Raw genomic sequence first — 24076 nt, 5'->3', positions numbered from 1 at the left:
TCAGCTCCTCTGCCGGTAGCGCGCCGTCTTGTCCCACCGCATTTCGCGGCGCAGCAGGTAGTCGAAGACCACCTGGCTGAAGATGGCGCGCGACACGGCCAGCATGCTGACCAGGAAGCCGAAGTAGTTCAGTGGCAGCAGGCGGATGCGTTCACGTGTGCCGTCCAGGTAGACGGCAGCCGCGATCTCGAAGAACGCCGCAAAATTCCCGAGCGTCCCATACGACATCAGCGCGAACAGGATCACGGCTTCACCGAACAGCGAAAGACCGCCGGCATAGAACAGCAGGATGGCCATCAGCCAGCCGAGCAGCATCAGCGGCGCCATCATGTAGATGCCGAGCAACGCCACGCCGTCGATCTTTTCGAACAGACCGTGGTGCCGGCAGGTGGCCATCTTCAGCCCGTGTCGAAACAACGCCTGATTGTGGCCCTTGGTCCAGCGCATGATCTGTCGTATGCGCACCGGCCAGGTCTCTGGCACCTCCTCATAGCATTCCGACCAGTTCTGGTAGACCGTCTTCCAGTTGGCCAGCAGCAGCCGGTAGGTCACGTCCGTGTCTTCGGCCAGCACATCGTCGTGCCAGCCGCCCACGCTGCGCAGTGCCCGCATCCTGACGCCGCCGACGGTACCGCCATACTGCGGCACCAGGCTCAGGTTCATGCGCGCCTGCTGGTCCACCTGGTAGCCGCCAGAGCGTTCCAGGTCCAGCAACCGCGTCAGCAGGTTGCTGCCCAGGTTCAGCGGCACCACGCGGCCCATGGTTGCGCCAACCTCGGGATCGAAGAACGGGGCCACCAGTTGCTTGAGCAGATTTACAGGCGGCAGGTAGTCCGCATCGAACACGATGATGATGTCGCTGGCGACGGCCTCGCTGGCATCCTTCAGGGCGGCGGCCTTGCCGGGCTTGCCACTCGTGCGGTGGAACGGCGTGACACGGCCCGGGTATTGCCGGACGAAGTCGTCGATGATTTCGCGCGTGCGGTCGCTGGAGCGGTCATTGACGGGCATGATGGTGAGCCGGTCGACGGGATAGTCCGCGTGCAGCAGGCACTTCAGCGACCCGGCGATCACCGCCTCCTCGTTATGTGCCGCGACCAGCACGGTCAGGGTGGGCCAGTCCGCGATGTCGATGTCCAGGTACGGGTGGCGCTGCTCCCCGAACAGCCGGTTCAGCGTGAACAGGTAGTGACGAACGGCATAGAAGAGCACCAACCCCACGATCAGCATCAGCACGACCGTCATGGGCCGCGCGATCGCCCGGGTTTCCTCGCGCAGGGGCGGCTTCAGCGCCGCGACGTTGGAGCGGGGGCGGGGGCGCAGCGCTGGCTCAGGCGCGCCATCGCTTTCCAGCGTGTCCAGCATCGGCATCGCAACTTCCATCGCGCCGGCACCGGGTCCGGCAGCAGCGAGCGTCACGGTTCCTGGCGACGGCCTGGTGGCGGTTTTCGGAGGGACGGACCCGCGGGCGAACGATTCGCCCCTCACGGGTGCTTCCGTGGCCTTCGTCTCGGGCGCGGACATGCTGAAGACCAGCAGTGCGTTCATCGAGAGAAACAGGCGATACACCAGGCGCATGCTCAATGCCCTCCCGTGTCGTTTTCCGTGGGGCTTGCCATGCTGCCGCAGCCAACCCCGCGCATCAGTGCTTGCCGGCGACGAATGCCAGCGAGTTGCCCCCCGTAGCGGTGACGATCCAGTTGGCGGCATCCCACGTCACCGTGGCGAGTCCCTGCGTCACCACCGGCTGGCTATAGCCGGAGCGCGGCAGGACCCAGGCCATGTCGGTCAGGTCGGTCGGGTGGCTGGCCTGGAACGACCATGCGTTGCCGGTATCGGTGGCCTGCCAGGTGGTCTGCTCGCGACGCTGGCCGAACTGCGCCAGGGTATCCATCGTGTACCAGTTGAACTGCCCGCTGGCCTTCAGGTTGGCGGCTTTGTTGAACAGGGCATTGAGCACCGTCGGGTAGTCGGCGGCGCCCCGCGGATGCATGTAGATCAGCCGGCCGGTGCGATTCTTCACCACGAAGTCGATCAGTTGCCGGTACCAGGTGGTGATGGTGGCAGCCGGAACGTTGAACTCATCGAACTCTTCGAACGTGGCATAGGGCCCGAACGGCATCACCGGGAAGGCACGGATGGTGTTGTTCGACAGCACGCCATTGCGATAACTCCGCGTCGGTGCCATGCCCGTATGGCCGAGGAAGTAATAACTGCTGTTGCCGTTGGCCTCCAGCCAATTGACGGACCACTGCGGTGTATTGCCTTCCGGCGCGGCGTATTCGACGGCCGGTATCGCGGTGGCACTCTCCACGCTTTGCTTGTTCATCACCAGGTACTGCTCGAAGGTGGCCTGGTTGGTCTCGCTGGCGTTGGCGCCCCAGAAATCATGAATCCAGCCCCCATGACTGCCAATCCGGTGCCCCTTGGACAGCAGGTACGCCACCAGCTGTTGGGCCGTGATGTTGCCGGACAGGTTGACGCCTTTGGCGTCACCGCCGGTGATCTGGTCCGGACCCGCCGTGATGGAAATGGAGAATGGGCCGTTGTTGAAGGTACCCCGGCTCTTGAGAACGTTCGCGGGTGCAACCTGGTCACCCGCGCAGAAGTGCCAGTTCAGCACCAGGCCGCCACGTGCCTGAGGCTGGGCCGAGAGGCGCGCCATCTTCATCAGGTTGCTGCCGAAGTAACGCAGGAAGCCGTGCATCAGCATGCCGTCCGTCTGGCCCTTCAGGTACGAAAGTGGCAAGTTGACGAACAGCACCCGCCCCGATCCGACATTGCGCAACCCCGCCACGAGACCGAAGTTCGGCGAGGTCACCAGCGCGGTGCCCGTATAGGTGCCCTGGGTGACGAAACTCGGATAGATCAGGAAGCCGTAGACATAGCCCGAGATGCCTTCCACGGGATCGGTGCCCGCCGCGTCCCACACCATGGATTTTCCCGGCGGCACCTGCAGCGTCCTGAGCGTGGTCCCCAATGCGGTGATCGGTCCCACGCCAATCATGTTACCGAGCAGCTGGTCGTAGAGCACGTAGTCAACGCCGGCCAGGCTGCTGAGCCGGCTTTTGGGCGATGCATAGAACCCCGTGGTGGTCAGCGCGCCGAAGTCGTACACCAGCATCAGTTGCCCGCCCTGGTTCGCATACGTATCGAGCGCCGCGATCAGCGCATCGCTCGCATTCACATGGACCTGGTCTGGCAGGATCACGCCGGAGAACTGGGCGGGGGTAATCCCCTGCTGGAATTGCGTGTCGTTGATGACGGTGATCTTCAGTCCCTCTTCCTGTGCGGCGTCCAGCCACGCCGAGACGCGCGGATCGGGAAGGCTGAGGCCATCGGGCACCAGCAGTGCGATCTGATTGGTGGCGGCATGCGTCATGGCCGGCAAGACAGCGGCCAACGCGAGCGCAAGGAGCATTAACGCGCTCGTGCGCCGCAGGAAAGATTGGAGTTGGTTGAACACGGTCATCTCCCAACGCGATGAATATCGGTTTGCCTCCCGGTACAAGCCAGGCGGCCGCGACGCGTACATACGCGTATGCGTGCGTGTGCCTGAACGGCCGTCAGTCCGGCTCGGCCGCCGGCGCCGGTGCAAGCGTGTACTGGCCCGAACGCACTTTTGGCCCGGCTTTGACCTTCTTCGGCTGTTTAGCCTTGATCTTGTCTTTTTGCGCCTTGTCCTTGCCCTTGCCGTCGGATTCGTAGGCGAAGTCGAGCTGGACGCCATGGTCGTAGCCTGCCAGCCCTCCGGGGTCCGCCGGACTCGCGGGGAGGTAGAGCGGCGCGCCAGCCGTCGCCGTCGTCGCTTCGCCGGTCAATGCGGCAAAGGTGGTGGCGGGTGCCGTGGCACCCGCGACAGCCACAGCTGTTGCTGCTGCTGCAATACGTGAGAGGTTCATTGCTTCGCTCCTCTTGACCAACTACCAGCCCGGCGGGCGGTTGCGCTGAACCGCCGATGTCGCCAGGACAGGTCCTGTACTACAGGCTGACGGCGTCGGCATCGGCCGACTCGTCGCCGCATTCCCCATATGCACCGGGGTGCTCGCCCTCCAGCGCCTGCACGATGCGTTCGCTGGCGCGGCCGTCGCCGAACGGGTTGTGGGCACGCGCCATGCGCGCGTAGGCCTCCGCATCGTTCAGTAACTGTTCTGCCGCCACGATGAGCCTTGCCGGATCGGTACCCACCAGCCGCGCTGTGCCGGCGGCCACGGCTTCCGGCCGCTCGGTGGTTTCCCGCGTGACCAGTACCGGCTTGCCCAGCGCCGGCGCTTCCTCCTGGATGCCGCCCGAATCGGTGATGATCAGGTGGGCGCGCGACATCAGGAACACGAAGGGCAGGTAGTCCTGGGGCTCGATCAGGTGGATGTCCGGATGCCCGCTCAGGATCGCCTGCACCGGTTCTCGCACGCGCGGGTTGAGATGCACCGGGTAGACGATCTGGATATCCGGATTGCGGTCCGCCAACGCGCGCAGCGCGGTGAACAGGCGCTCGAATGGCGTACCGAAGTTCTCGCGACGATGCCCCGTTACCAGCACGAGCCTGCGCGACGCATCCAGGAAGGGATAGCGCGCGCTAAGTTGGCAACGCATCTGCACATCGGCATCCAGTCGGGCCTTGACCCGCAGCAGGGCATCAATGCCGGTGTTGCCAGTCAGGCTGATGCCGCAGGGATCGACACCTTCGCGCAACAACGCTTCCCGGGCCTGCCGCGTCGGCGCGAAATGCCAGGACGCCATCACGTCGGTCACGCGCCGGTTCATCTCTTCAGGCCAGGGGGCGCCGAGATTGCCGGTGCGCAGTCCCGCTTCGACGTGTCCGACGGCCACGTTGCGATAGAACGCCGCGAGCGTTGCGGCCAGGGTGGTCGTGGTGTCGCCATGCACAAGCATGGCATCCGGCAGGAACCGGTCCAGCACCGAGTGCACGCCGGAAAGCACACGCGTGGTGATGTCCGACAGGCTCTGACCATGGCTGATGACGTTCAGGTCGAAGTCCGGAACGATGTCGAAGAGCCGCAGTACCTGGTCGAGCATTTGCCGGTGCTGGCCCGTTACGCATACCCGGAGGTCGAAATTCGCGGATTCCCTGAGCCGATGGATGAGCGGTGCCATCTTGATGGCCTCGGGGCGGGTACCGAATACAGCCAGCACTGTCTTGGGCATGTCGGTCTCTCCTGCAAAAGGGGGTCATGCCGCCGGGGCGTTGGCGATGCTGCCGATCGCCTTTGTCCCCACACTTCCCGCGCGCAGGGCGCTGCGGATTATTACCAGCCAAACATAACCATGGCGCACTTATGTCCCGTGAAGCTACATCACGACAGAGGGGAGCGATGCCTGTGCCACCCTCTCGTAGCACGTTGAATCCACAGAGAATTCGGACAAGTCAGCGAACGCATACATCGCCTCGGGTGTGGAAACGGTTGCAGGAGCGATACGGGGGGCGAACCGTGCATCGGGATCTCGATGCCGACGCGGTATCCGATGCTGCACCGGCACCCCCCACAACGCCTGAGAAGTCTGTTGCACGGGGCGTGAATTCCATGGGGTGGTGAGATGTCGGCTTTCGGCGTCGTCCGGCAGATGTGTTGCGGGCTCCTCGACCGGAGGGTCGCAACACAATGTGGGCGGTGGAAAGCCGGGGGCACACGTGGAGCGAAATGGGCCTTGTGGACTACAGCAAAGGGATGACGAATGTCGAGCTGCCCTCACCCGGGAACGCTGAGATCCCTCTTACGACTTAGCCCCCGGGAGTACCGACCGGGAGGGGGCATTGGTTACAAGAATGAACATCGTGCAGATCAGAGTTACCTATTTCCTGAAGTGGTCGCATCACCCGTGGCCCCGGGTGCAAGCCGCTTATCACCTGAGCGGCTAACGACATGACGAATCGGCAGTTCCGGCGCCACGCGTATCGACCTACGATGGTCGGTCTGCTTCATGCGCCCAAGCCCATCTTTTTCCGTTCCCGATCGTCATGCACTTTCCCGCTCTACCTGCGCCCCTGCGCGCCGCGCTTGCGGTACTCGCCGTGCTCCACGCCGCCACCGTGACCGCGTCTGCACAACAGCCCTTCCCGTCGAAGCCGATCAACTACGTGGTGCCCTATACACCCGGAGGCACCAATGACAACGTCGCACGGATCATTGCCAGGCGGCTGGCCGAGAGGGCTGGACAACCGGTGGTGATCGAATACAAGGCCGGCGCAGGCGGCACGCTCGGGGCCGGCTTCGTGGCGGCGTCCCCGGCGGACGGATACACACTGCTCAATACGTCGATCGGCAACCTGGCCATCGCTCCGCAGTTAATGCCCGTAAAGTTCGACCCGTTTTACGACCTCGTGCCCGTTGCCTATATCGGCAACTCGCTGGCGACGGTGGCTATCAACCCAGCGCTGCCGATCCGAACACTGCCGGAGTTGATTGCCTACGCGCGCGCGAATCCCGGCAAGCTCACGTTCGCCAGTTCGGGCAATGGCACCCCGGGGCACCTGGCTGGCGAACTGCTCAAGCGGCTCGCCAGCATCGATATCCGGCACGTGCCCTACAAGGGCAGTGCGCCGGCCGTGGCCGATGTGGTGGCGGGCCACGTGGACCTGGTTTTCGATCCGCTCAGCACGCAGTTCATCAAGCAGGGTAAGCTGCGCGCGCTCGCCTACTTCGGTGGTGCGCGTTCGCCAGACCTGCCCAACGTGCCCAGCATCCGCGATGCGGGTATCAAGGGCTGGGAAGACTCGCTGGCCGGTGCATTCTTCATCACCGCGCCGCGCAACGTGTCGCCCGAGGTGCTGGCCAGGCTGCGTCAGTGGATCGGCGAGATCCTGGCAGAGCCCGACACCGTTGCCGCGCTGGGCCGCGTCCAGGTGGATGTGCAGACGCTGACGGCGGAGCAGACGTCGCAGCGCATCCGCCAGGTACACGAGATTGCCGCGCGTGTGGTCAAGGACAGCACAGTGCAGGGAAACTGAGCAGAGACAATCATGAAACTTGGATTGTTCCTGCTCGCGGCCGGGCATCATGCGGCCGGTTGGCGATACCCAGGCGCCGAGTCTGGTACCGAGAACATCGACCTGGTCGTGCGTATGACACAGGCGGCCGAGCGCGCGAAGTTCGACATGGTGTTCTTCGGCGACCGGCTGCTGACTTCCGCCGACGCCCATCCTTCGATGATCACGCGCCCCGATCCGCTGGCCATGCTCGCTGCGCTGTCGATGGTGACCACACATGTCGGTCTGGCTGCCACCGCGTCGACGACATACAGCGAACCGTTCAACCTGGCGCGAACGCTGGCGACCATAGACAAGTTGTCGCGCGGCCGCGCCGCGTGGAACATCGTGACCACATTCGCGGACGGCTCGGTGAACTTCAGCCGCAGCCGTCACCCCGATCACGCCGAACGCTATGCCATTGCCGAAGAGTTCGTCTCGGTGATAAAGGGGCTTTGGCGCTCGTGGGATCCGGACCCGTACGTTCAGGACAAGGCTGGTGGCATCTATATCGACGTGGACAAGATGCACCCGCTGAACCACGAAGGCCGTCACTTCTCGGTCGCCGGCCCACTCAACGTCACGAACAGTGAACAGGGACAGCCCGTGCTGATCCAGGCAGGTTCGTCGGGCCCGGGCCAGGCATTGGCCGCGCGTCATGCGGAAGTGGTTTTCACCGCGCAACAGGACCTCGAATCGGCGACCGAGTTTGCAAACGGCCTGCGCCGGCAGGTGGCTGAAGCGGGACGCGATCCGCGTCATTGCCTGATCATGCCCGGCCTGATGCCGATCATCGGCGCGACCGAGGCAGAGGCACACGACAAGCTCGCGCAACTGCAGTCCTTCACCGACCAGTCGAATGCGTTGGCCATCCTGGCCGAGCAACTCGCCGTCGACGTGTCTGGCTTCGCGCTCGACGCGCCGCTGCCGCCATTGCCCGCGCAGGTCGTCGTGCATAGCCGCAGCGCGTTGCTCATCAGGCTGGCGCGTGACCGCGGGCTAACGCTGCGCCAGCTCTATCATCTGGTGGCCAGTGCGCGCGGCCACCAGATCGTGGTTGGCACCGCCGCACAGGTGGCCGACCACATGATCGAATGGGTGCGTGCCGGCGCCGCCGATGGCTTCAACATCATGCCCGCCTATTTCCCCGGTGGATTTGAAGACTTCACGCGCGAGGTGGTGCCGATCCTGCAAGCTCGCGGAGCGTTCCGACGCGACTATGAGGGCCGCACGTTGCGGGACCATCTTCAATTGCCACTTCCGCAGGGTCGTTGACGCCACGTTGAGCGTGCAAGTCGGGCGCGCATATCCAAGTACGAAAAGATTTGTTCGTATTGGATGCATCCCTCCATAAGCTGATTGGTCCGCGACATTGCTTGACTGCATGCCGACATCGTGTCGGCAGGCGTGTCCGGACTCATACTGGCTTTCATCATGCTGCGCCGCAGACTGCTCGACACATTGAAATCCGCACTGGTGGCCTTTGCCTGCTCCGCCTGCGCAACCGCCGCCATCGCCGACACGCCGGCCGACAGCTTTCCGGCCAGGACCGTCCGCATCATCGTACCGGTGTCGGCTGGCGGCAGCGCCGACAAGCTGGCCCGTACATTGGCGCAGAAGCTCAGCGAGCGGTGGCACCAGAGCGTGGTGGTCGAAAACGTGTCCGGCGCCAGCGGCACAATTGGCGCGGCCCAGGTGGCCCGCGCCACGCCGGACGGCTACACGTTGCTGCTGGGCGGCGAAGGCGTAACGCTAAATGCTTCGCTGTTCAAGCGGCTGCCCTACGACACGCGGCACGCATTCCGTGGCGTGACCAAGGCTGTCGTCAGCCCGCAGATCCTGGTCGTCCGTCCCGACCTGGGCGTGAGAACCTTCGGCGAGTACCTGGCGCTGACGCGGCGCAAGCCCGGCGAACTCGCGCTGGGATTGCCCGGCAATGGTGGGATCGCCCACGTCGCGCATGAAATGCTGTCGCGCCAGCTCGGCATCGAGGTCAACTACATCCCATACCCCGGCGGCGGCCCTGCCACGCTTGATCTGCTCGGTGGCCATATCGACGCCACACTGATCACGCTGGCCGCCGTCACCGACTACGTGCGCAACGGACGCCTGACCGCGCTCGCCGTCACCACGCCCTACCGTTCGAAGGCGCTCCCGCAAGTGCCCACGATGGCCGAATCCGGTGCACCGGGCTTCGCGGTGGAAAGCTGGCAGGGCCTGCTCGCCCCGGCCGGCACGCCAACCGAGGTTGTCGAGCGCATCAACCGCGATGCCACGGCCGTGCTGACCCAGCCGTCCACCAGGCAGCAGCTTGAAGAGGCCGGCTTTGTTGTGGTGGCCTCTTCGGCGCGGGCGCTCGACGACACGCTATCGAAGGATTTGCCCCGATACGCGGCGGTCATCGTGTCTGCCGGGATCACGCTGAACTAGCTGCTGCGCACCGCCGCCGCACCCCTTCATGGGAATCTCCCTTGCTGTGCAGCGATGCCTTTTCCAGGCGCCGGCTGACCAGCTTCCACTACCCAAGCCTCATGACAACCGACCACACCCTGCGCGCCATCGCCGCACTCGCGTTCACCCTCCTCGCCACCCAGCCGGCGCACGCTGATGCCACGCTCGACAAGATCAAGCAACGCGGCAAAGTTGCCATCGGCGTGCTGGTCAACGGGGGCCCTTTCGGATCGATCGATCCTGCGACCCAGCAACTGATCGGCTGGAATCCCGAACTTGCCCGCGACCTCGCCCGGCGGCTAGGCGTGGAAGCTGAACTCGTACAGGTCAATCCGTCGAACCGCGTGCAGTTCCTGCAGGCAGGCAAGGTAGACCTGCTGATCGCCTCGATGGAGTACAACGCCGATCGCGGTGAGCTGCTGTCCTATGCGCCCACGCCGTTCTATCGCGTGGGCGGCACCGCCGCGGCGCTCAAGACCAGCGGCATCCATCAATGGGATGACCTTCGCGGCAAGACCGTCTGCGCATCGCAGGGCAGCAGCTTCGTGAAGCCGCTGCAGGAGCAATACGGCGCCCAGGTACGCGGTTTCAAAACCGCATCCGAATCGCTGCTGGCCTTGCGTGGCGGCCAATGCGTGGCGGCGGTCCATGACGCCACGCTGATCCATCCGCTGCTGCGTACCAATGCCGAGTGGGCCGGCTACGCAGCGCCGATTCCGACCGAGATCCTGCCCGCGCCATCGGTGGTCTGGGCGCGCAAGGGGGAGGCGGATACCGTCGCCGCAGTAGACAAGGTCGTGCAGGAATGGCACCGCACGGGCTGGCTGATCGGCACGGAGAAGCGGCTTGGCATTACGCCGCCGCAGCCACTGCTGCCCGAGTTGCAAGCCAGGTACAAGGGTTGAGGGGGCGCCCGATGGACAAGCGTCTCGTATCGAGCGCCCTGCTCCTGGCTGGGGTCGCGCTGGCGCATACCGCATGGGCTGACGCCACGCTCGACAGGATTCGGCAGCGCGGCAAGCTGTCGGTGGGCATCGATGGCGCCAGCCCGCCATTCGGCCTCCTCGACACTGCGACCGGCAAGACCGGCGGCTACCAGACGGAACTGGCGGCAGACCTGGCCCGGCGCCTTGGCGTGCAACTTGAGACCGTACCGGTAACCGCATCCACGCGCGTGCAGTTCCTGCAGGCCGGCAAGGTCGACCTGCTCGTGGCCAACATCCAGTGGACGCAGGAACGCAGCGAGATTCTGAGCTTCGCGCCCACGCCCTACGACCTGGTCGGCGGCGGCGCGATGGTGTCCAGGCAAAGCGGCATCAAACGCTGGGAGGATCTGCGCGGGAAAGTGGCCTGCGTATCTCAGGGCAGCAACTTCGCGAAGCCGCTGGCCGAACAGTACGGCGCCATCGTCAAGGGCCTGCGCGGCATTCCGGAATCCCTGCTGGCGCTCAAGGGGGGCACGTGCGCGGCGTCAGTGCATATCCAGCCAGCGCTGTACCAGACGCTGACCGGCCCCAACAAGGCCGAGTGGACCGCCTTCGCGCTGGCCACCGAAGATCAGTTGATCCCGTCCCCAACCGTCGTGTGGACGCGGCGCGGCGAACAGGACACCGTGGCGTTTGTCGACACGGCCATCCGCGACTGGCATCGCACCGGCTTCCTGCTCAGCCAGGCCCGCAAGTTCGGCGTGCCGGACGGTGCCTATATCAGGGCCGCCCACGACCATGCCCGCCAGGGCAAGTTCGACGTGGCGCCGCAGGATTTCACGGTCTTCACGGAAAGCCGGAAACCATGACCACGCCGTCCATTACGTCGTCCCAGCGTGCCCGTCGCGTCCGGCTGTCGCCGATTGCGGCCGCCGGGCCGCGCCATGTGCTGGAAGCGGCATTGCGGCGCATCGCGCAGGCCGTGGGCACGCTGCGCCCCGCGCCAGCGGAGGCGCGCCCATGATTGACGCCTGGATCGTCTCCGTCATCGCCGCCCTCAAACCGTTGGGCCTGAACTATGCGTTCGTGCTGGACACCACGGAGCGCACCGCGTTTCTCCACGGATTGGTCGTCACGCTGCAACTCTGCGCACTGACGATTCCGTGCAGCCTGGTAGCTGGCGCGGTCCTGGCCGCGCTACTCACGTCCGGCAAGGCGGCCCTGGCCACGCCAGCGCGTGCGTTCGTCGAACTGACGCGTAACACGCCCACGCTGGTACAGCTCTATTGCGGCTTCCTCGTGCTGAACATGCTGATTACCCAGCATCTGCACAACTTGGGCAGCAGCAATCCGCTGACGCCGTTCTTCTGGGTCGTCGCCGTCGTCTCGCTGCACAAGGCCGTGTTTCACGCCGAGGCGCTCCGCGCCGGCATCGAAGCCGTGCCGGGGGCCACACTGGAAGCCGCGCGCTCGCTGGGGTTCTCCCGCCGGCAACTGCTGCTGCAGGTCGAATTGCCGCTGGCCGTCCGATTCGCGCTGCCCGCGCTGGTCAACAACCTCGTCGACCTGGTCAAGATGACTGCCGTCGCGTCGGCCATCGCCGTCGGCGACGTCACGTACGAGTCCATCATGATCTGGACCCAGCGCGACAATGTGCTGGAGCTGCTGCTGTTGATCCTGGCATGCTTCGGATTGCTGACCTGGCTGGTCAGCCGAACAGGACGCTGGCTGGAACTACGCTTGAGGATGCCCGGCTATGGCCAGTAATCCGCTCGCCCTGCGCTGGCGCGTGGCGCCCAACCCCGTCAGGAGCGCCCTCCTCAGCCCCTGGGCGCTCGCCGCCGTGTGCGTGCTGGCCGTGGTCGGATTCTGGACCGCGACCGGTAGCACCCCGGCTGTATTCCGCAATCTCTGGACCTGGTCACCCGCGCTGCTGCGCGGCATGGGGGCCAATATCGAGATCAGCATCCTTGCGATGGCGCTCGGCACACTGGCCGGCCTGGTCATCGGGGCGCTGTCCCTGTCCACCTATCCTTGGGTACGCCACATGGCGCGTCTGTGGGTACAGGCGTTCCGCAACGCGCCCATCCTGGTGCTCGTGTACTTCACCACCTACGTGTTCCCGTTCGAGCTTCACATCGCCCATTGGACCGTGCCGTTCCCGGACTGGATCAAGGTCGTGCTGGGTCTCGCACTCCCCGCCAGTGCCAATGTGGCCGAGATTTTCCGCGGCGCGATCCAGTCGATTCCAAGTGCTCAGTGGGAGGCCGCCCAGTCGCTGGCGTTCCGTCGCAGCCAGATTTTCCGGCTCATCGTACTGCCGCAGTGCCTGCGACGCATGCTACCGCCGTGGATGAACCTGTACGCGAGCATCACCATGAGCACGTCGTTGGCCTCCCTGGTTGGCGTGCACGACGTGGTCGATACCGCCCAAGTGGCCAGCAATACCGTGGCCCGCACCGATTTCACGGTGCTGGTCTACTTCACGCTGCTGGGCCTTTTCTTTGCTTACTGCTATCCGATCGCGCGCGCCACGCGTGCGCTGGAGCGTCGTCATGACCGCCACTGATTCCTTCCTGCGCAGCCGGCAGTCGCCAGCGCCCGCCGCACCACTTGTCGCGCTGCACGATGTCCACCTGACCTTCGGCGACAACAGCGTGCTCAAGGGTATCGACGTCGAGGTACGACGCGGCGAGGCCGTGACCATCATCGGGCCGTCCGGTTCGGGAAAGAGCACGATCCTGCGCTGCATCACTGGCCTGCTGCGGCCGCAGCAGGGGCAGATTCGCGTTGGCGATACCGCGGTGGAGACCCTGTGCACCGAAGACGAGCTGATTGCGCTGCGCAAGCGCGTGGGCTTTGTCTTCCAGCAGTACAACCTGTTTCCGCACCTGACCGTGCTGGAGAATCTGGTGATCGCGCCCACTCGCGTGAATGGCCGCACCCGCCACGAGGCCGAGCAGGAAGCCCATGCGCTGCTGGGCAAGGTGCGGCTGTCGGACAAGGCACACGCCTATCCGGGCGAGCTGTCGGGCGGTCAGCAGCAACGGGTGGCGATTGCCCGGGCGCTAGCCATGCGCCCGGAGCTGATGCTCTTCGACGAGGTGACGTCTGCGCTCGATCCCGAAACCGTTGGCGAAGTGCTGACCGTTATCCGTGAACTGGTGGAAGACGGCATGACCTGCGTGCTGGTGACGCACGAAATGCGTTTCGCGGCCGAAATCAGCGACCACATCTATTTCACCGAGGCTGGTCGCATCGTCGAGCACGGTCCGCCCGAGCAGATCTTCGGCGCTCCCCGCCACGAACGCACGCGCGCATTCCTGCGCCGGGCGCTGGGCGCCATCCCGCGCCTGCCCGCCGGATTCAATGCCGCGTTCGCCCCGGCATCCGCAACCATCCAAGGCTGACAAGGACGATCGATGAGCCAGAATTCCGCAGACGGCATCCACACGCGGCTACTGCATGCCGGCGCACCGCGCCTGCGCAACGGCGTCGGCCCCGTCAACGTCCCTGTGGTGCGTACCAGCACGGTGCGCTTCGAGGATATCGAGACGCTGGCCGACCGTCAGCACCGCCGCTCACACGGCGAGCGCATTGCCACCTACGGTCGCCACGGACTCGACACGCATGAGGCGCTGGAAGACGCGCTGTGCACGCTCGAAGGCGGGCATCGTGCATTCCTCACGCCGTCCGGATTGTCGGCGATTACGCTGGTGCTGCTGGCGCTGCTCGGTCCGGGCGATCATGCGCTGGTTTCCGACACGGTCTACGCACCACTGCGTCGGGTTGACCAGACACTGCTGCAGCGGCTGGGCGTGCAGATTCAGTACTTCTCGCCCGCACACGACAACCTTGATGCATTGATCCGCACCAATACGCGGCTCGTGTACGTGGAGTCGCCGGGTTCCTTGCTGTTCGATGTCCTGGATCTGCCTGCCCTGACCGCCATTGCCCGCGCGAGGGGCGTTCCCGTGGCCATCGACAACACGTGGAGCGGCGGCTGGTTCCTGCAGCCGCTGCGGCTGGGGGCCAATATCTCGATCCAGGCTGCAACCAAGTACATCGCTGGCCATTCCGACGTGATGCAAGGGGCAGTCGTGGTCGACGGCCAGGCAGTGGCGGACCGCATCGCCAACGCGCACGAAGCGCTGGGCCTGACGATTGGTGCCGATGACGCCTACCTGGCATTGCGCGGACTGCGCACGCTGCCCGTACGGCTCGCGCAGCACCAGCGTAACGCCACCGAGGTAGCGCAATGGCTACAGCGGCAGCCGCAGGTCGCCCGGACCTTCTATCCTGCGCTGCCCGAAGACCCCGGCCACGCGCTCTGGAGGCGCGATTTCACCGGCGCCAGTGGGCTGGTGTCGTTCGCTCTGCTGGGGACAGACCATGCCGCCGCCGGCCGTCTGGTCAATGCCTTCCGGCTGTTTTCGATCGGCGCTTCGTGGGGCGGCTACGAGAGCCTGGCAATGGTGGCGCCGGCCGAACGGCTCAACGCATCCCGAACTTGGCAGGAACATGGCAACAACGCCCCGGTCATCCGTCTGCATGTCGGCCTGGAAGATCCGCGCGACCTGATCGCGGATCTTCAGCAAGCTTTCCAACGCACCATCGCCTGAGGAAAGCATGCGCGACATCGACCCATTCGCCCGAGACACGCGGCGGCGGCCAAGGCGGCTCTGCCAGGTGTATGCGCACGCCGTCTGGCGTGGCAGTTCGATTCAACTCGCCGTCTCGGCCGCCGCGATCAGGCGGATGCCGATGTCGCCCTCGCGCCCCAGTTGTTCCACGAGATTGACCTCCCAGTCGAGATACGCCTGGAAGCCGGCATTCCGTTGCGCGACATCGGAATGCTGATACGGGCTGAACCAGTAGTCGTCGTCGCCGGTCAGCACCCGCTCGCCACCCGTTCCCACGGGTAGCCCTGCAGCCACCCACGCCTGCGTACCGCCGCTTAGGTAGCGGGTATCACGGCCAGTACGCGCCACCAGTTCCGCGGCTACCGCGCGCGCGAGCACACCATCCGACGAAGTGATCAGGATGACGTGATCTGCCGGAATGTCGGCAATCAGCGCTTCCAGCCGGTCTGGCACAGCGAAATACGCGCCCTCTGCATGGCGCTTCTCGTAGGCGGATCGTCGCTCCACATCGAACAACCTTGCCGTGCCGGACGCCAGCCGTTGCGACGCCTGCTGCGCCGACACCGGCGCGGCAGGCGGTTGCGATATCAGCACGCGCACCGGCTCCGGGCCGGTCACGAGACCCGCATGGGCCTGAGGAGCGTAGACGAAGACCTCGTAGCCGCCTAGCTGCGCCAGCCACGCGGCCGTCGTCAGCGCGCGCACGCCGTCGAAGTCCGCCAGAACAATGCGCGCACGGCGCGTGGCCAGGTACTCGTCGGTCGCCTGCACCAGTTGCCCGCCTGGGGCCCAGCGCCAGCCGGGCAGATGGCCCCCCTCATACTCGCTGCGCGTGCGCACATCGAATCGGTACAGCGTACGCGTCTGCGACACTGCCTCCAGTCGTTCCAGGCCGGCGGCGTCGATCCTCTGTACACCCGCGCGCGCGGCCACATGCTCGGCGCGAGCACGGGCGCCATCGAGCGTTGTGGCGGATGGCTCCGGCAGCGGCGTCACGCGCCCCTTCGCCAGCATCCGGCCAGACAGCAACCAGGCCATCGTACCGTCCTTGAGCGACGCCACCGGGTTGGGAATGCCCGCATCGATCAGCGTTTGCGCGCCCACAATGCTGCGCGTGCGGCCCGCGCAATTGACCACCACAAGCGTGTCGGGGTTCGGCGCAAGTTCGCCAATTCGGTAGACCAGCTCCGCACCAGGCAGGCTATGCGCGAACGGGAGGCTGAAATCGGCAAACTCCTCGGTGGTGCGGCTGTCGACCACGACGATGTCGTCGCCTTCTTCGATACGGCTGTGCAGCTCGTCGACGTCGATCCAGGGCGTATGCTTCTCGTGCTCGATGACCTCGCCGAACGCCTTGCTGGGAACGTTGCTGCCCGTGAACAGCTCATTCCCGGTCGCAGCCCAGGCGGCGACGCCACCTTCGAGCACGGACACATTGCCCCAGCCCAGGCGTACCAGCTTTGCGGCCGCCTGGTGTGCGAGCGCGTCGGCATTGCCGCCGCCGTCGAGCAGTACGATGCGCGTGTCGCGTCTTGGCACCAGGCGATCGATCAGCAGTTCCAGGCGCCACAATGGTGCGGACGCCGCCAGCAGCGGATGGCCCTTCGTATGGACGCCAGTCTCGCGAACATCGAGCAGCGCGATCTCCTGCCCATCGGCCAGCGCCTCCTTCAGCGCTGCGGCCCCGATCACGGGCGCGGCCAGCCGGCGCGGCGGGCCAAAGTGGCGGTACGTGCCGCCGGCCTTGCTTTCGAACACCACGCGGCCTGCCAGACGATCCAGCGCCAGCCCGTAGAAGTGCAAATGCAGCCCTTTCTCCTCACCGATCAGTTCGATTGTGTGTACGTCGTCCGGCAGCAACGTCACGGAGGTGCCAACCACGACATCGAATTCGTCGATCTCGTGCAGTGTGTCGCGCGCCGGGTCATCGGTCCCCTCACGCGCGTAGAAGTTGTTCCGTTCGCGGCCACTGATGCCGGCAATGATCGCCCATGTGGTGTGATCGTGCGGCGGTTGCGCCTTGCCTGGCAGCCCGGCTGACACATACAGCGCGAACCTGCCGTCGATATCCTCGGCCAGGCGGTAGACCTGTGCCGGGTTGCTGGCGGACACCGGAAAATGCTCACCTGGAAACAGTTCGCGTTCCTGGCCGAGTGCCTCCAACGCCCGCGCAACCGGTTCGAGCCCAGCCTTGTCGGTCACAGCAGTGCTTCCGAGCAGGCGGCGCGCTTCGGCGATGAATCCGGCTACGGCCCGGTGACGGCGGCTGGCGATGTCGGTTCCTGCTGCAGCAGGGAAAGATGTCTGAGATGCGGTCATGTCGAAGGGCCAAAGGGTCGGATGGGGACAAGCTACCGACTCTAGGGCCTGCCGCGTGCGCAAGGAACGAACAAACACGCACAAGGTTATGCGTGATTGGCAATAGGCCGCGGCGTGATGAGCATCGGCCAGAAGACCCATGTGGCCCGTGCCACGATGTCAGCCTGAGCATCCCACAAGCCTGAACTGCCCAGTCATAGCGGCCCCTTCATATGCTTCTGTAAATCTGTTCGTTTGCTTCCCCACAGCCCGGCCCTAAGCTACGCCCATGTATTGCAAGGCGGACATGAATGCCGCCAGACGACCGCCAAGGAGCAACGAACAATGAGCGTGCAGGCTGGAATTGCAGAGGAGACGCAGGACGCCAGCCTGGGCCTGGCCGCCTACGCGGCACTGCGCCGCGACATCCTGTCCTGCAAGCTGGTGCCAGGCACGCTGGTCACCGAAGGCGAGCTGATGACGAGCTACGGCTTCGGCAAGAACAGTTGTCGCATTGCGCTCACGCGGCTAGCCCACGACCGCCTGATCTTTGCCCGGCCACGTCGCGGCTACCAGGTGGCGCCCATCACGCTCAAGGATGTGGAGGAAGTCTTCGCCCTACGTGTACAGCTGGAACCGATGGCGGCCCGGCTCGCCATCGGCCGCGTCGATACGGGGCTGCTGCATGGGCTCGAGGCGGCTTGCCGCGATGAGTACGCGATTCCGGCACCACGCCGCATCGACAAGTTCATGGACGCGAACAAGCAATTCCACCTTGCCATCGTCCAGGCTACTGGCAACGAGCGGCTGACGCGCACGCTGTCGTCGCTGATGGACGAGATGTCGCGGCTCGTCGCGCTCGGCTTCAATGTCCAGCGCGTGCGTCCGGAGATCCGCCATGACCACAGTTCGCTGATCAAGGCGTTCGAGGATCACGACGAGAAGGCCGCCGAAACGATTGCGCGCCGTCACATCGAGGCATTCCGCACTCAGACCATGGAAAAGGTCTACGCCAGCTTGTCGCAGGCCGGCACATCCCTGCCCCTGCGTGTTGTGGGAAATTTCGCATGAATCCGCCCATTCTGTCTGCGCGGGGGATCGTTAAGCGCTTCGGCGCCATCACGATTCTGGACCGTATCGACGTGGCCGTGCGCCGCGGGGAGGTACTTGCGCTGGTGGGTCCGTCTGGCTGTGGCAAGAGCACGCTGCTGAACATCCTGTCTGGGCTTTTGACCCCAGACGCCGGCCAGCTCGCGGTGGACGGCGTGCCCGCGACGCAGGTTTCTGACTGGCGCCGTATCGGCTACATGTTCCAGGAAGATCGGCTGCTGCCGTGGCGCAGCGTGCGCGACAACGTCGCGTTCGGCCTCGAAGCCAGCAGCCTCTCGCGGGCCGGCCGTCGCCGTCGGGCAGACGAGATGCTCGAACTCGTCGGCCTGCACGCCCGGGGCGATGCCTGGCCGCACGAGCTGTCGGGTGGCATGCGCAGCCGCGTAGCGCTGGCCCGCAGCCTGGCCGTGCAGCCCGAAGTCCTGCTGATGGATGAGCCGTTCTCCAAGCTCGATCCTCAGACCCGCAGCCAAATGCATGAGGAACTGCTGCGCATCCAGGCGTGCAACGGCATGACCGTCGTCTTCGTCACGCACGATATGGAAGAAGCCGTGGTGCTGGCCGATCGCGTGATCCGGCTTGCAGCGCGGCCCGGCCGCGTAGCCGACGTGGTCAACCTGGAAGAACTGCTCCGGCCACGTGTCCCCACCGAGCCGGTCGTGGCAGAACAGGTGCGCGTACTGCGCGCCGCTGCATGAGGAAAGGCATCGTGACAACGGCCGCTTCCCGTCATCTCGCCACGCTGGTGCTGCAACGCCTGCTACTGGTGGCCCTGCTGCTGGGGCTGTGGTGGTGGGGCGCTACGCGCGTGCCGTCGTTCGTGCTGCCGGGCCCGGAGAAAGTCGGCTTGGCCCTGATTTCGCTGTGGCACAGCGACACCTTCGCCGCCGACGTGGCCGCCACGTGCCGACGCGTACTGTCCGGTTTCGTGCTGGCCACCTTCGTTGGCAGCGGCCTGGGACTGACGCTGGGCGCAAGCCGCGTCCTGGCCCGCTTCTTTGAACCGGTACTGACGGTCTTCAACACCGTGTCGTCGGCCATCTGGGCCATCTTCGCCATCATCTGGTTCGGCATTTCCGATGCTACGACGGTTTTTGTCGTGTTCATGACCGCCATGCCACTGATCCTGACCAATGTCTGGGAAGGCACCAAGACCGTCGATCTCCACTATGTCGACCTGGCACGCAGCTTCCGCATGTCTCGGCTCCAGGTGCTGCGCAAGATCTACGTGCCGACAATCCTGCCGCATTTCTTCGCCGGCGCGCGACTGGCGTTCGGGTTCGGCTGGCGCGTATCGCTTGTGGCCGAGACGATCGGGTCGTCCAGCGGCATCGGCTATCGGCTGCGGCAAGCCGCCGACCTCGTGCAGACGGACCAGGTATTCGCGTGGACCGTCCTGCTCGTCGGCCTGATGCTGCTGCTCGAAGGCGGCTTGCTGAAGCCCGCGGAACGCTGGTTGTTCCGCTGGAAGGCAGCGGCGCGGCAATCGTCTATCCCCTCCGTTTCCTTCCAAGCCTGAGACTTCATCGTGCGCAAACTACTGTCAGCGGCCGCCGCCGCGTTCTCCGCCTATTCCGCATTCATCGCGCTCTCCTACGCCGCGATCACCCCTGCCACGGCCAGTGCCGCCGAGCCGGCGCACACCGTCAAGATCGGCTATTGGACCAGCGGCGTCAGCCTCGGCTATGGGTCGGTTCTCGAAACCAAGGATTTCCTGGCCAAGCGTGGCGTGCGCGCCGAGTTCGTTCACTTTCCCGACGTCAACGCGCCGCTGCGGGCGCTGGCTTCCGGATCGATCGACCTTGCGTTCGGCGCACCCGTAGCCGGGGTGTTCGGTACCGCCGCATCGGGCGTGCCCATCCGCATCTTTGCCGCGACACAGCCCGCCGATGTGCAGTTCGTCGTGCCAAAGGATTCACCGATTCAGTCGATCCGTGAGCTAAAGGGAAAGAAGGTGGGCATGTCGCCCGCCGGCTCCTCGGTCGCGGTAATTGCCGGGGCCGTGCTCGCCGGGAACTATCAGATCAGGAGCGGCGACTTCGCGCTGGTCGGTGGCAACGAATCGCGCCTCGCGCAGTTCCTGGTCCAGAAGCAGGTGGATGCGGCGGCGCTGCGCTCGGTCACCGTGGAGCAACTCGGCGACGAACTGCCGGTACGCAAGCTGGGCACGTTCGCCACCGAATGGAAGACGCTGACACAGTCCGATGCCGTGCCCTACATCGGCGTGGGCGCTGCGCGCGCCGATCTGGTCGACAACCATCCGGAAGTGGTGGCACGCGTGATTGCTGCCTTGCGCGACACGCTGGCCTGGGGCAACGCAAATCGCGACGAAGTCGTTCAGATCCTGCAGAGGAAGGCCAACCTTCCGGCGGACGATGCCAAGGTCTATGTCAGCCACTGGAACGATATGAACCGCGTGACCTTCGAGCCCGCGGACATCGCCACGCTGCGCCGCCAGCACGCCGTGTTCGTCGAATCCGGCCTCGTCAAGGGCGAACTGAAGGACGATCTGTTTGCCCTCAAGCCCTATGCGCAGGCCAAGGCGCTCAAGTAAGCCCGCCTGACTGATTCCACCTTTTCCATTCCGCCTTCCCATCCCCCAAAGGAATCCATCGTGACTCAATCCATGCAAGCGCTGGTGCTCGACGCACACGGCACCGTCGAAGAACGGCTGCGCGTCGTCGCCGACAAATCCGTACCCAAGGCCGACGAAGGCCACGTCGTGATCAGCGTAGGGGCGTCGTCCTTCAACTATCACGACGTCTTCACCGTCCACGGCATGCCCGGCATCAAGGTGCCGTTTCCTGTGGTGATCGGCCTGGATCTTGCCGGCACGATCACCGAACTGGGCGCCGGCGTGACCGGGTGGAAAGTCGGCGACCGCGTACTGGTGAACCCGCTCAAGCCTGGCGTGGGCCTGATGGGCGAGATGACCGATGGCGGCATGGCACAGTTCGCGCGCGTGGATGCACGTCAGTTGATCGCCCTTCCCGACAACGTCACGTTCGCGCAGGCCGCCGCACTGCCGGTGGCCTACGGCACGGCACATCGGATGCTTGTTACCCACCAGACCGTCAAGGCCGGCGACAAGGTGCTGGTACTAGGCGCCAGCGGAGGCGTGGGAACGGCCACGGTACTGCTGGCAAAGATGCTGGGCGCTGAAGTCATCGCTGCGGCGGGATCCGACGACAAGGGTGCGCGACTCAAGGCACTGGGCGCTGACCACATCATCAACTATCGCGAGGTCGATTTCGGCAAGTGGGTCATCGAGCGCTACGGCAAGCCGCAGCGGCGTACCTTCGATGGCGGTGTCGACGTCATCGTCAATTTCACCGGAGGCGATACGTGGCTGCCCTCGATCAAGAGCCTCAAGCGCGGCGGCACGCTGCTCGTCTGCGGGGCCACAGCTGGCCATGACCCGAAGGAAGACCTGCGCTACGTCTGGAGCTTCGAGCTGAACATCAAGGGGTCGAACAGCTTCTACGACGACAACCTCAAGGCCCTGCTGGCACTGGTTGCCGACGGCAAGCTCGATCCGGTGATCGACAGCGTGCTCCCGCTGGACCAGGCCGCCAAAGGGCTGGCACTGATCCGCGACCGCGCCGTGCTGGGCAAGGTCGTGGTGACGCCTTAAGGCATCGACGCAAGCCGCTTTCGCACACGCCTCCCCACCGACATCGATACGAGAACATGACACAGACCACCACCCTCCCCTCCGCCGCAGAGGTACAGGCACGATTGCTCCGCGGCCCTTATCACCAATGGCTCGGCCTGCAGGTCGAATCCGTCTCCGAAGGCGAGATCACGTTGACCGCGAAGTTCCGCGACGAATGGATCGTCAACCCTGACGGCGGCTACATTCATGGCGGCATCCTGGCCGCGCTGGTCGACCTTGGCGCTGACTGGGCGCTGGTTTCGCACACCGGCAAGGGGGTGCCGACGGTGGACCTGCGCGTGGACTACCATCGCCCGGCGCGCGGCGATCTGAAGGTCGTGGGCACGGTCATCAAGACCGGGCGCCTGGTGAGCGCAGCCGAGGCCAATGTCTACGACGCCGAAGGCCGTCTGGTGGCCAGCGGCCGGGGCGTTTACGCCACGCCTGCGCAGGCTTGACGCATCATGGCAGCTGAAGCGCACGCGGCACAGGGCCGCAATCTCGGGAGCGTGATTGCCCGCGACGCCGATCCCGCCACGCTGGCCATCGTCGGCGTCGGCGCGAACGGGGAGGCAACCCAACATACGTATGGCGCCATCGATGCCGCCGCGGACGCCATTGCGCGCGGCCTGCTCCGGCGGGGCCTGGTGCAGGGCGACCGCGTCGCGCTGCTTGGCGTGAATTCAGTCGACTACGTCGTGTCACTACTCGGCATCATGCGCGCCGGATTGATCGCGGTGCCGGTGAATTTCAAGCTGCCACAGGCACTGGTCGACTATATCGTCGACGACAGTGGCGCAAAGCTTGTGCTGTGCGACAAGGCGAAACACGCGCAGGTGCCCGCCGGCGCGCCCGTCATCGCGTTCGGCTCATCCGAATACGCGGCCCTGAGTGCGCCGAGCGGCGATACATCGCCTTTCACGCCGTACGCGCCCGCCGATGAAGACCTGGCGCTGCTGCTCTATACCTCCGGCTCCACGGGGCGGCCCAAGGGTGTGCGCCTGAGCCACGCCAGCCACCTCTGGGTGGTGCGGGCACGCCAGGCCAGCACACCGCTGACCAACGAGCGCGTGCTGATTGCCGCGCCGCTGTACCACATGAATGCGCTGGCGCTGATCCTGCTGGCGTTGGCCTGCCACGCGCCATTGGTGCTGCTGGACCAGTTCCAGGCCGCTGCCTATATCGATGCGATCGGACGCCACCAATGCACCTGGCTGACCGCTGTGCCGCCGATGATCGCGATGATGCTGCGCGAGCATGAATTGCTGGCCCGCACCGATCTGAGCAGCGTGCGGGCAGTACGCATGGGATCTGCGCCGGTCAGTCCCGCGCTGAAGGCACAGATTCATCAGTTGCTGCCCAATGCGCGCGTCATCAACGCCTATGGCACCACCGAGGGCGGCCCCGTGGTCTTCGGCCCACATCCCGATGGGCTGCCTACGCCAGCGCAATCAGTCGGCTATCCGCATCCCGCCGTGGCGATGCGGCTCATCGACGAGCGGGGTCAGGCGGCCGATGAAGGCGTGCTGGAGTTGCGTAGCCCCGGACTGATGCTTGGCTACCACCAGCGTGCGGAATTGCGGCCCTTCACCGATGACGGCTATTACATCACCGGCGACGTGTTCCGCCGCGATGCCGATGGCTTCTACACCTTCGTGGGCCGGCGCGACGACATGTTCGTCAGCGGCGGCGAGAACCTTTACCCAGGCGAGATCGAGAAGGCGCTGGAGAGGCACGAAGCTGTGCAGCAGGCCAGCGTAGTCCCGGTTCCCGATGAGATCAAGGGCACCAAGCCGGTGGCATTCGTGGTGCTGCGTCCAGGCATCGCGCCGCCCACCGAGCACGCGCTGCGCCAATGGTCGCTGACACAGCTGGCCGCCTATCAGCACCCGCGGCAGATCTGGTATGTCGATGCGCTGCCGCTGGCCGCCACGCAGAAGATCGACCGGCGCGCACTGGCCGACGAAGCCGTGCGCCTACTGGTTCCATAACACCCCCCCGATTGCAA

22 protein-coding genes are annotated in these 24076 nt (G+C 65.2%); 17 read left to right on the top strand and 5 right to left on the bottom strand.

Annotated elements, in window-relative coordinates:
- The 4 genes from AC1DFU_RS04455 to wecB form a co-directional block, all read right to left on the bottom strand.
- A complete protein-coding gene (locus AC1DFU_RS04455) occupies positions 1-1578 on the bottom strand; it encodes a glycosyltransferase family 2 protein (RefSeq protein WP_092293994.1) in 1578 nt (525 codons plus the stop codon).
- A gap of 64 nt (positions 1579-1642) precedes the next feature.
- Positions 1643-3421: a polysaccharide deacetylase family protein gene (locus AC1DFU_RS04450; protein ID WP_177219900.1), complete on the bottom strand. Its 1779-nt coding sequence runs from the start codon at positions 3419-3421 to the stop codon at positions 1643-1645.
- 145 nt (positions 3422-3566) lie between these two features.
- Entirely contained in the window at positions 3567-3902 is a 336-nt protein-coding gene (locus tag AC1DFU_RS04445; protein WP_441591239.1) for a hypothetical protein, read from the bottom strand.
- 79 nt (positions 3903-3981) lie between these two features.
- The gene (gene wecB, locus AC1DFU_RS04440) at positions 3982-5166 is read right to left on the bottom strand and encodes a non-hydrolyzing UDP-N-acetylglucosamine 2-epimerase (protein WP_092294000.1); all 1185 of its coding nucleotides are present in this window, start codon (positions 5164-5166) and stop codon (positions 3982-3984) included.
- An 811-nt stretch (positions 5167-5977) separates the two neighbouring features.
- Between wecB and AC1DFU_RS04435 the strand changes: the two genes are divergently transcribed.
- The 10 genes from AC1DFU_RS04435 (at position 5978) to metC (ending at position 14984) form a co-directional block, all read left to right on the top strand.
- Entirely contained in the window at positions 5978-6967 is a 990-nt protein-coding gene (locus AC1DFU_RS04435; protein WP_441591238.1) for a Bug family tripartite tricarboxylate transporter substrate binding protein, read from the top strand.
- A gap of 12 nt (positions 6968-6979) precedes the next feature.
- The gene (locus AC1DFU_RS04430) at positions 6980-8260 is read left to right on the top strand and encodes an LLM class flavin-dependent oxidoreductase (protein ID WP_441591237.1); all 1281 of its coding nucleotides are present in this window, start codon (positions 6980-6982) and stop codon (positions 8258-8260) included.
- A 159-nt stretch (positions 8261-8419) separates the two neighbouring features.
- Complete coding sequence (locus AC1DFU_RS04425; RefSeq protein ID WP_092294006.1) at positions 8420-9415, top strand: tripartite tricarboxylate transporter substrate binding protein; 996 nt, start codon at positions 8420-8422, stop codon at positions 9413-9415.
- Between the two features lie 101 nt (positions 9416-9516).
- Complete coding sequence (locus tag AC1DFU_RS04420) at positions 9517-10341, top strand: transporter substrate-binding domain-containing protein (protein ID WP_092294008.1); 825 nt, start codon at positions 9517-9519, stop codon at positions 10339-10341.
- Between the two features lie 11 nt (positions 10342-10352).
- The gene (locus AC1DFU_RS04415) at positions 10353-11231 is read left to right on the top strand and encodes a transporter substrate-binding domain-containing protein (protein ID WP_092294010.1); all 879 of its coding nucleotides are present in this window, start codon (positions 10353-10355) and stop codon (positions 11229-11231) included.
- The gene (locus AC1DFU_RS04410; protein ID WP_441591236.1) at positions 11228-11386 is read left to right on the top strand and encodes a hypothetical protein; all 159 of its coding nucleotides are present in this window, start codon (positions 11228-11230) and stop codon (positions 11384-11386) included. Before AC1DFU_RS04415 ends, AC1DFU_RS04410 begins: the two co-directional genes overlap by 4 nt.
- The gene (locus tag AC1DFU_RS04405) at positions 11383-12129 is read left to right on the top strand and encodes an amino acid ABC transporter permease (RefSeq protein WP_092294012.1); all 747 of its coding nucleotides are present in this window, start codon (positions 11383-11385) and stop codon (positions 12127-12129) included. Before AC1DFU_RS04410 ends, AC1DFU_RS04405 begins: the two co-directional genes overlap by 4 nt.
- Positions 12119-12931, top strand: a complete 813-nt coding sequence (locus tag AC1DFU_RS04400) for an amino acid ABC transporter permease (RefSeq protein WP_441591235.1) — start codon at positions 12119-12121, stop codon at positions 12929-12931. Before AC1DFU_RS04405 ends, AC1DFU_RS04400 begins: the two co-directional genes overlap by 11 nt.
- Positions 12918-13772, top strand: coding sequence for an amino acid ABC transporter ATP-binding protein (locus AC1DFU_RS04395; RefSeq protein WP_441591234.1), 855 nt, complete (start codon positions 12918-12920; stop codon positions 13770-13772). Before AC1DFU_RS04400 ends, AC1DFU_RS04395 begins: the two co-directional genes overlap by 14 nt.
- 12 nt (positions 13773-13784) lie before the next feature.
- Positions 13785-14984, top strand: a complete 1200-nt coding sequence (metC, locus tag AC1DFU_RS04390; RefSeq protein WP_092294018.1) for a cystathionine beta-lyase — start codon at positions 13785-13787, stop codon at positions 14982-14984.
- 102 nt (positions 14985-15086) lie between these two features.
- On the opposite strand, the gene AC1DFU_RS04385 is transcribed toward metC, so the two are convergent.
- Positions 15087-17324 carry a rhodanese-like domain-containing protein gene (locus tag AC1DFU_RS04385; protein WP_092294020.1) on the bottom strand — a complete coding sequence of 746 codons (2238 nt, stop codon included), beginning with the start codon at positions 17322-17324 and terminating at the stop codon, positions 15087-15089.
- 324 nt (positions 17325-17648) lie between these two features.
- Here AC1DFU_RS04385 and AC1DFU_RS04380 point away from each other — a divergent pair, with 324 nt between their 5' ends.
- The 7 genes from AC1DFU_RS04380 to AC1DFU_RS04350 all read left to right on the top strand — a co-directional run bounded on the left by AC1DFU_RS04380 (position 17649) and on the right by AC1DFU_RS04350 (position 24059).
- Positions 17649-18374, top strand: a complete 726-nt coding sequence (locus AC1DFU_RS04380; RefSeq protein ID WP_092294021.1) for a GntR family transcriptional regulator — start codon at positions 17649-17651, stop codon at positions 18372-18374.
- A complete protein-coding gene (locus AC1DFU_RS04375; protein WP_441591233.1) occupies positions 18371-19111 on the top strand; it encodes an ABC transporter ATP-binding protein in 741 nt (246 codons plus the stop codon). The genes AC1DFU_RS04380 and AC1DFU_RS04375 overlap by 4 nt, the downstream gene beginning before the upstream one ends.
- An 11-nt stretch (positions 19112-19122) precedes the next feature.
- Positions 19123-19932: an ABC transporter permease gene (locus tag AC1DFU_RS04370; RefSeq protein ID WP_477113132.1), complete on the top strand. Its 810-nt coding sequence runs from the start codon at positions 19123-19125 to the stop codon at positions 19930-19932.
- Between the two features lie 9 nt (positions 19933-19941).
- On the top strand, positions 19942-20967 hold the full coding sequence (locus tag AC1DFU_RS04365; RefSeq protein ID WP_092294027.1) for an ABC transporter substrate-binding protein: 1026 nt from the start codon (positions 19942-19944) through the stop codon (positions 20965-20967).
- Positions 20968-21039: 72 nt separating this feature from the next.
- A complete protein-coding gene (locus AC1DFU_RS04360) occupies positions 21040-22047 on the top strand; it encodes a zinc-binding dehydrogenase (RefSeq protein WP_177219907.1) in 1008 nt (335 codons plus the stop codon).
- A 56-nt stretch (positions 22048-22103) separates the two neighbouring features.
- Positions 22104-22526 (top strand): PaaI family thioesterase, encoded by a 423-nt coding sequence (locus AC1DFU_RS04355; RefSeq protein WP_092294031.1) that lies wholly within the window; start codon positions 22104-22106, stop codon positions 22524-22526.
- Positions 22527-22532: 6 nt separating this feature from the next.
- Complete coding sequence (locus AC1DFU_RS04350; RefSeq protein WP_092294033.1) at positions 22533-24059, top strand: class I adenylate-forming enzyme family protein; 1527 nt, start codon at positions 22533-22535, stop codon at positions 24057-24059.
- The last annotated feature ends 17 nt before the right edge of the window (positions 24060-24076 follow it).

This window comes from Cupriavidus sp. 10L45 (assembly GCF_056395225.1).
This window is presented reverse-complemented; position numbering and strand designations above follow the sequence as displayed.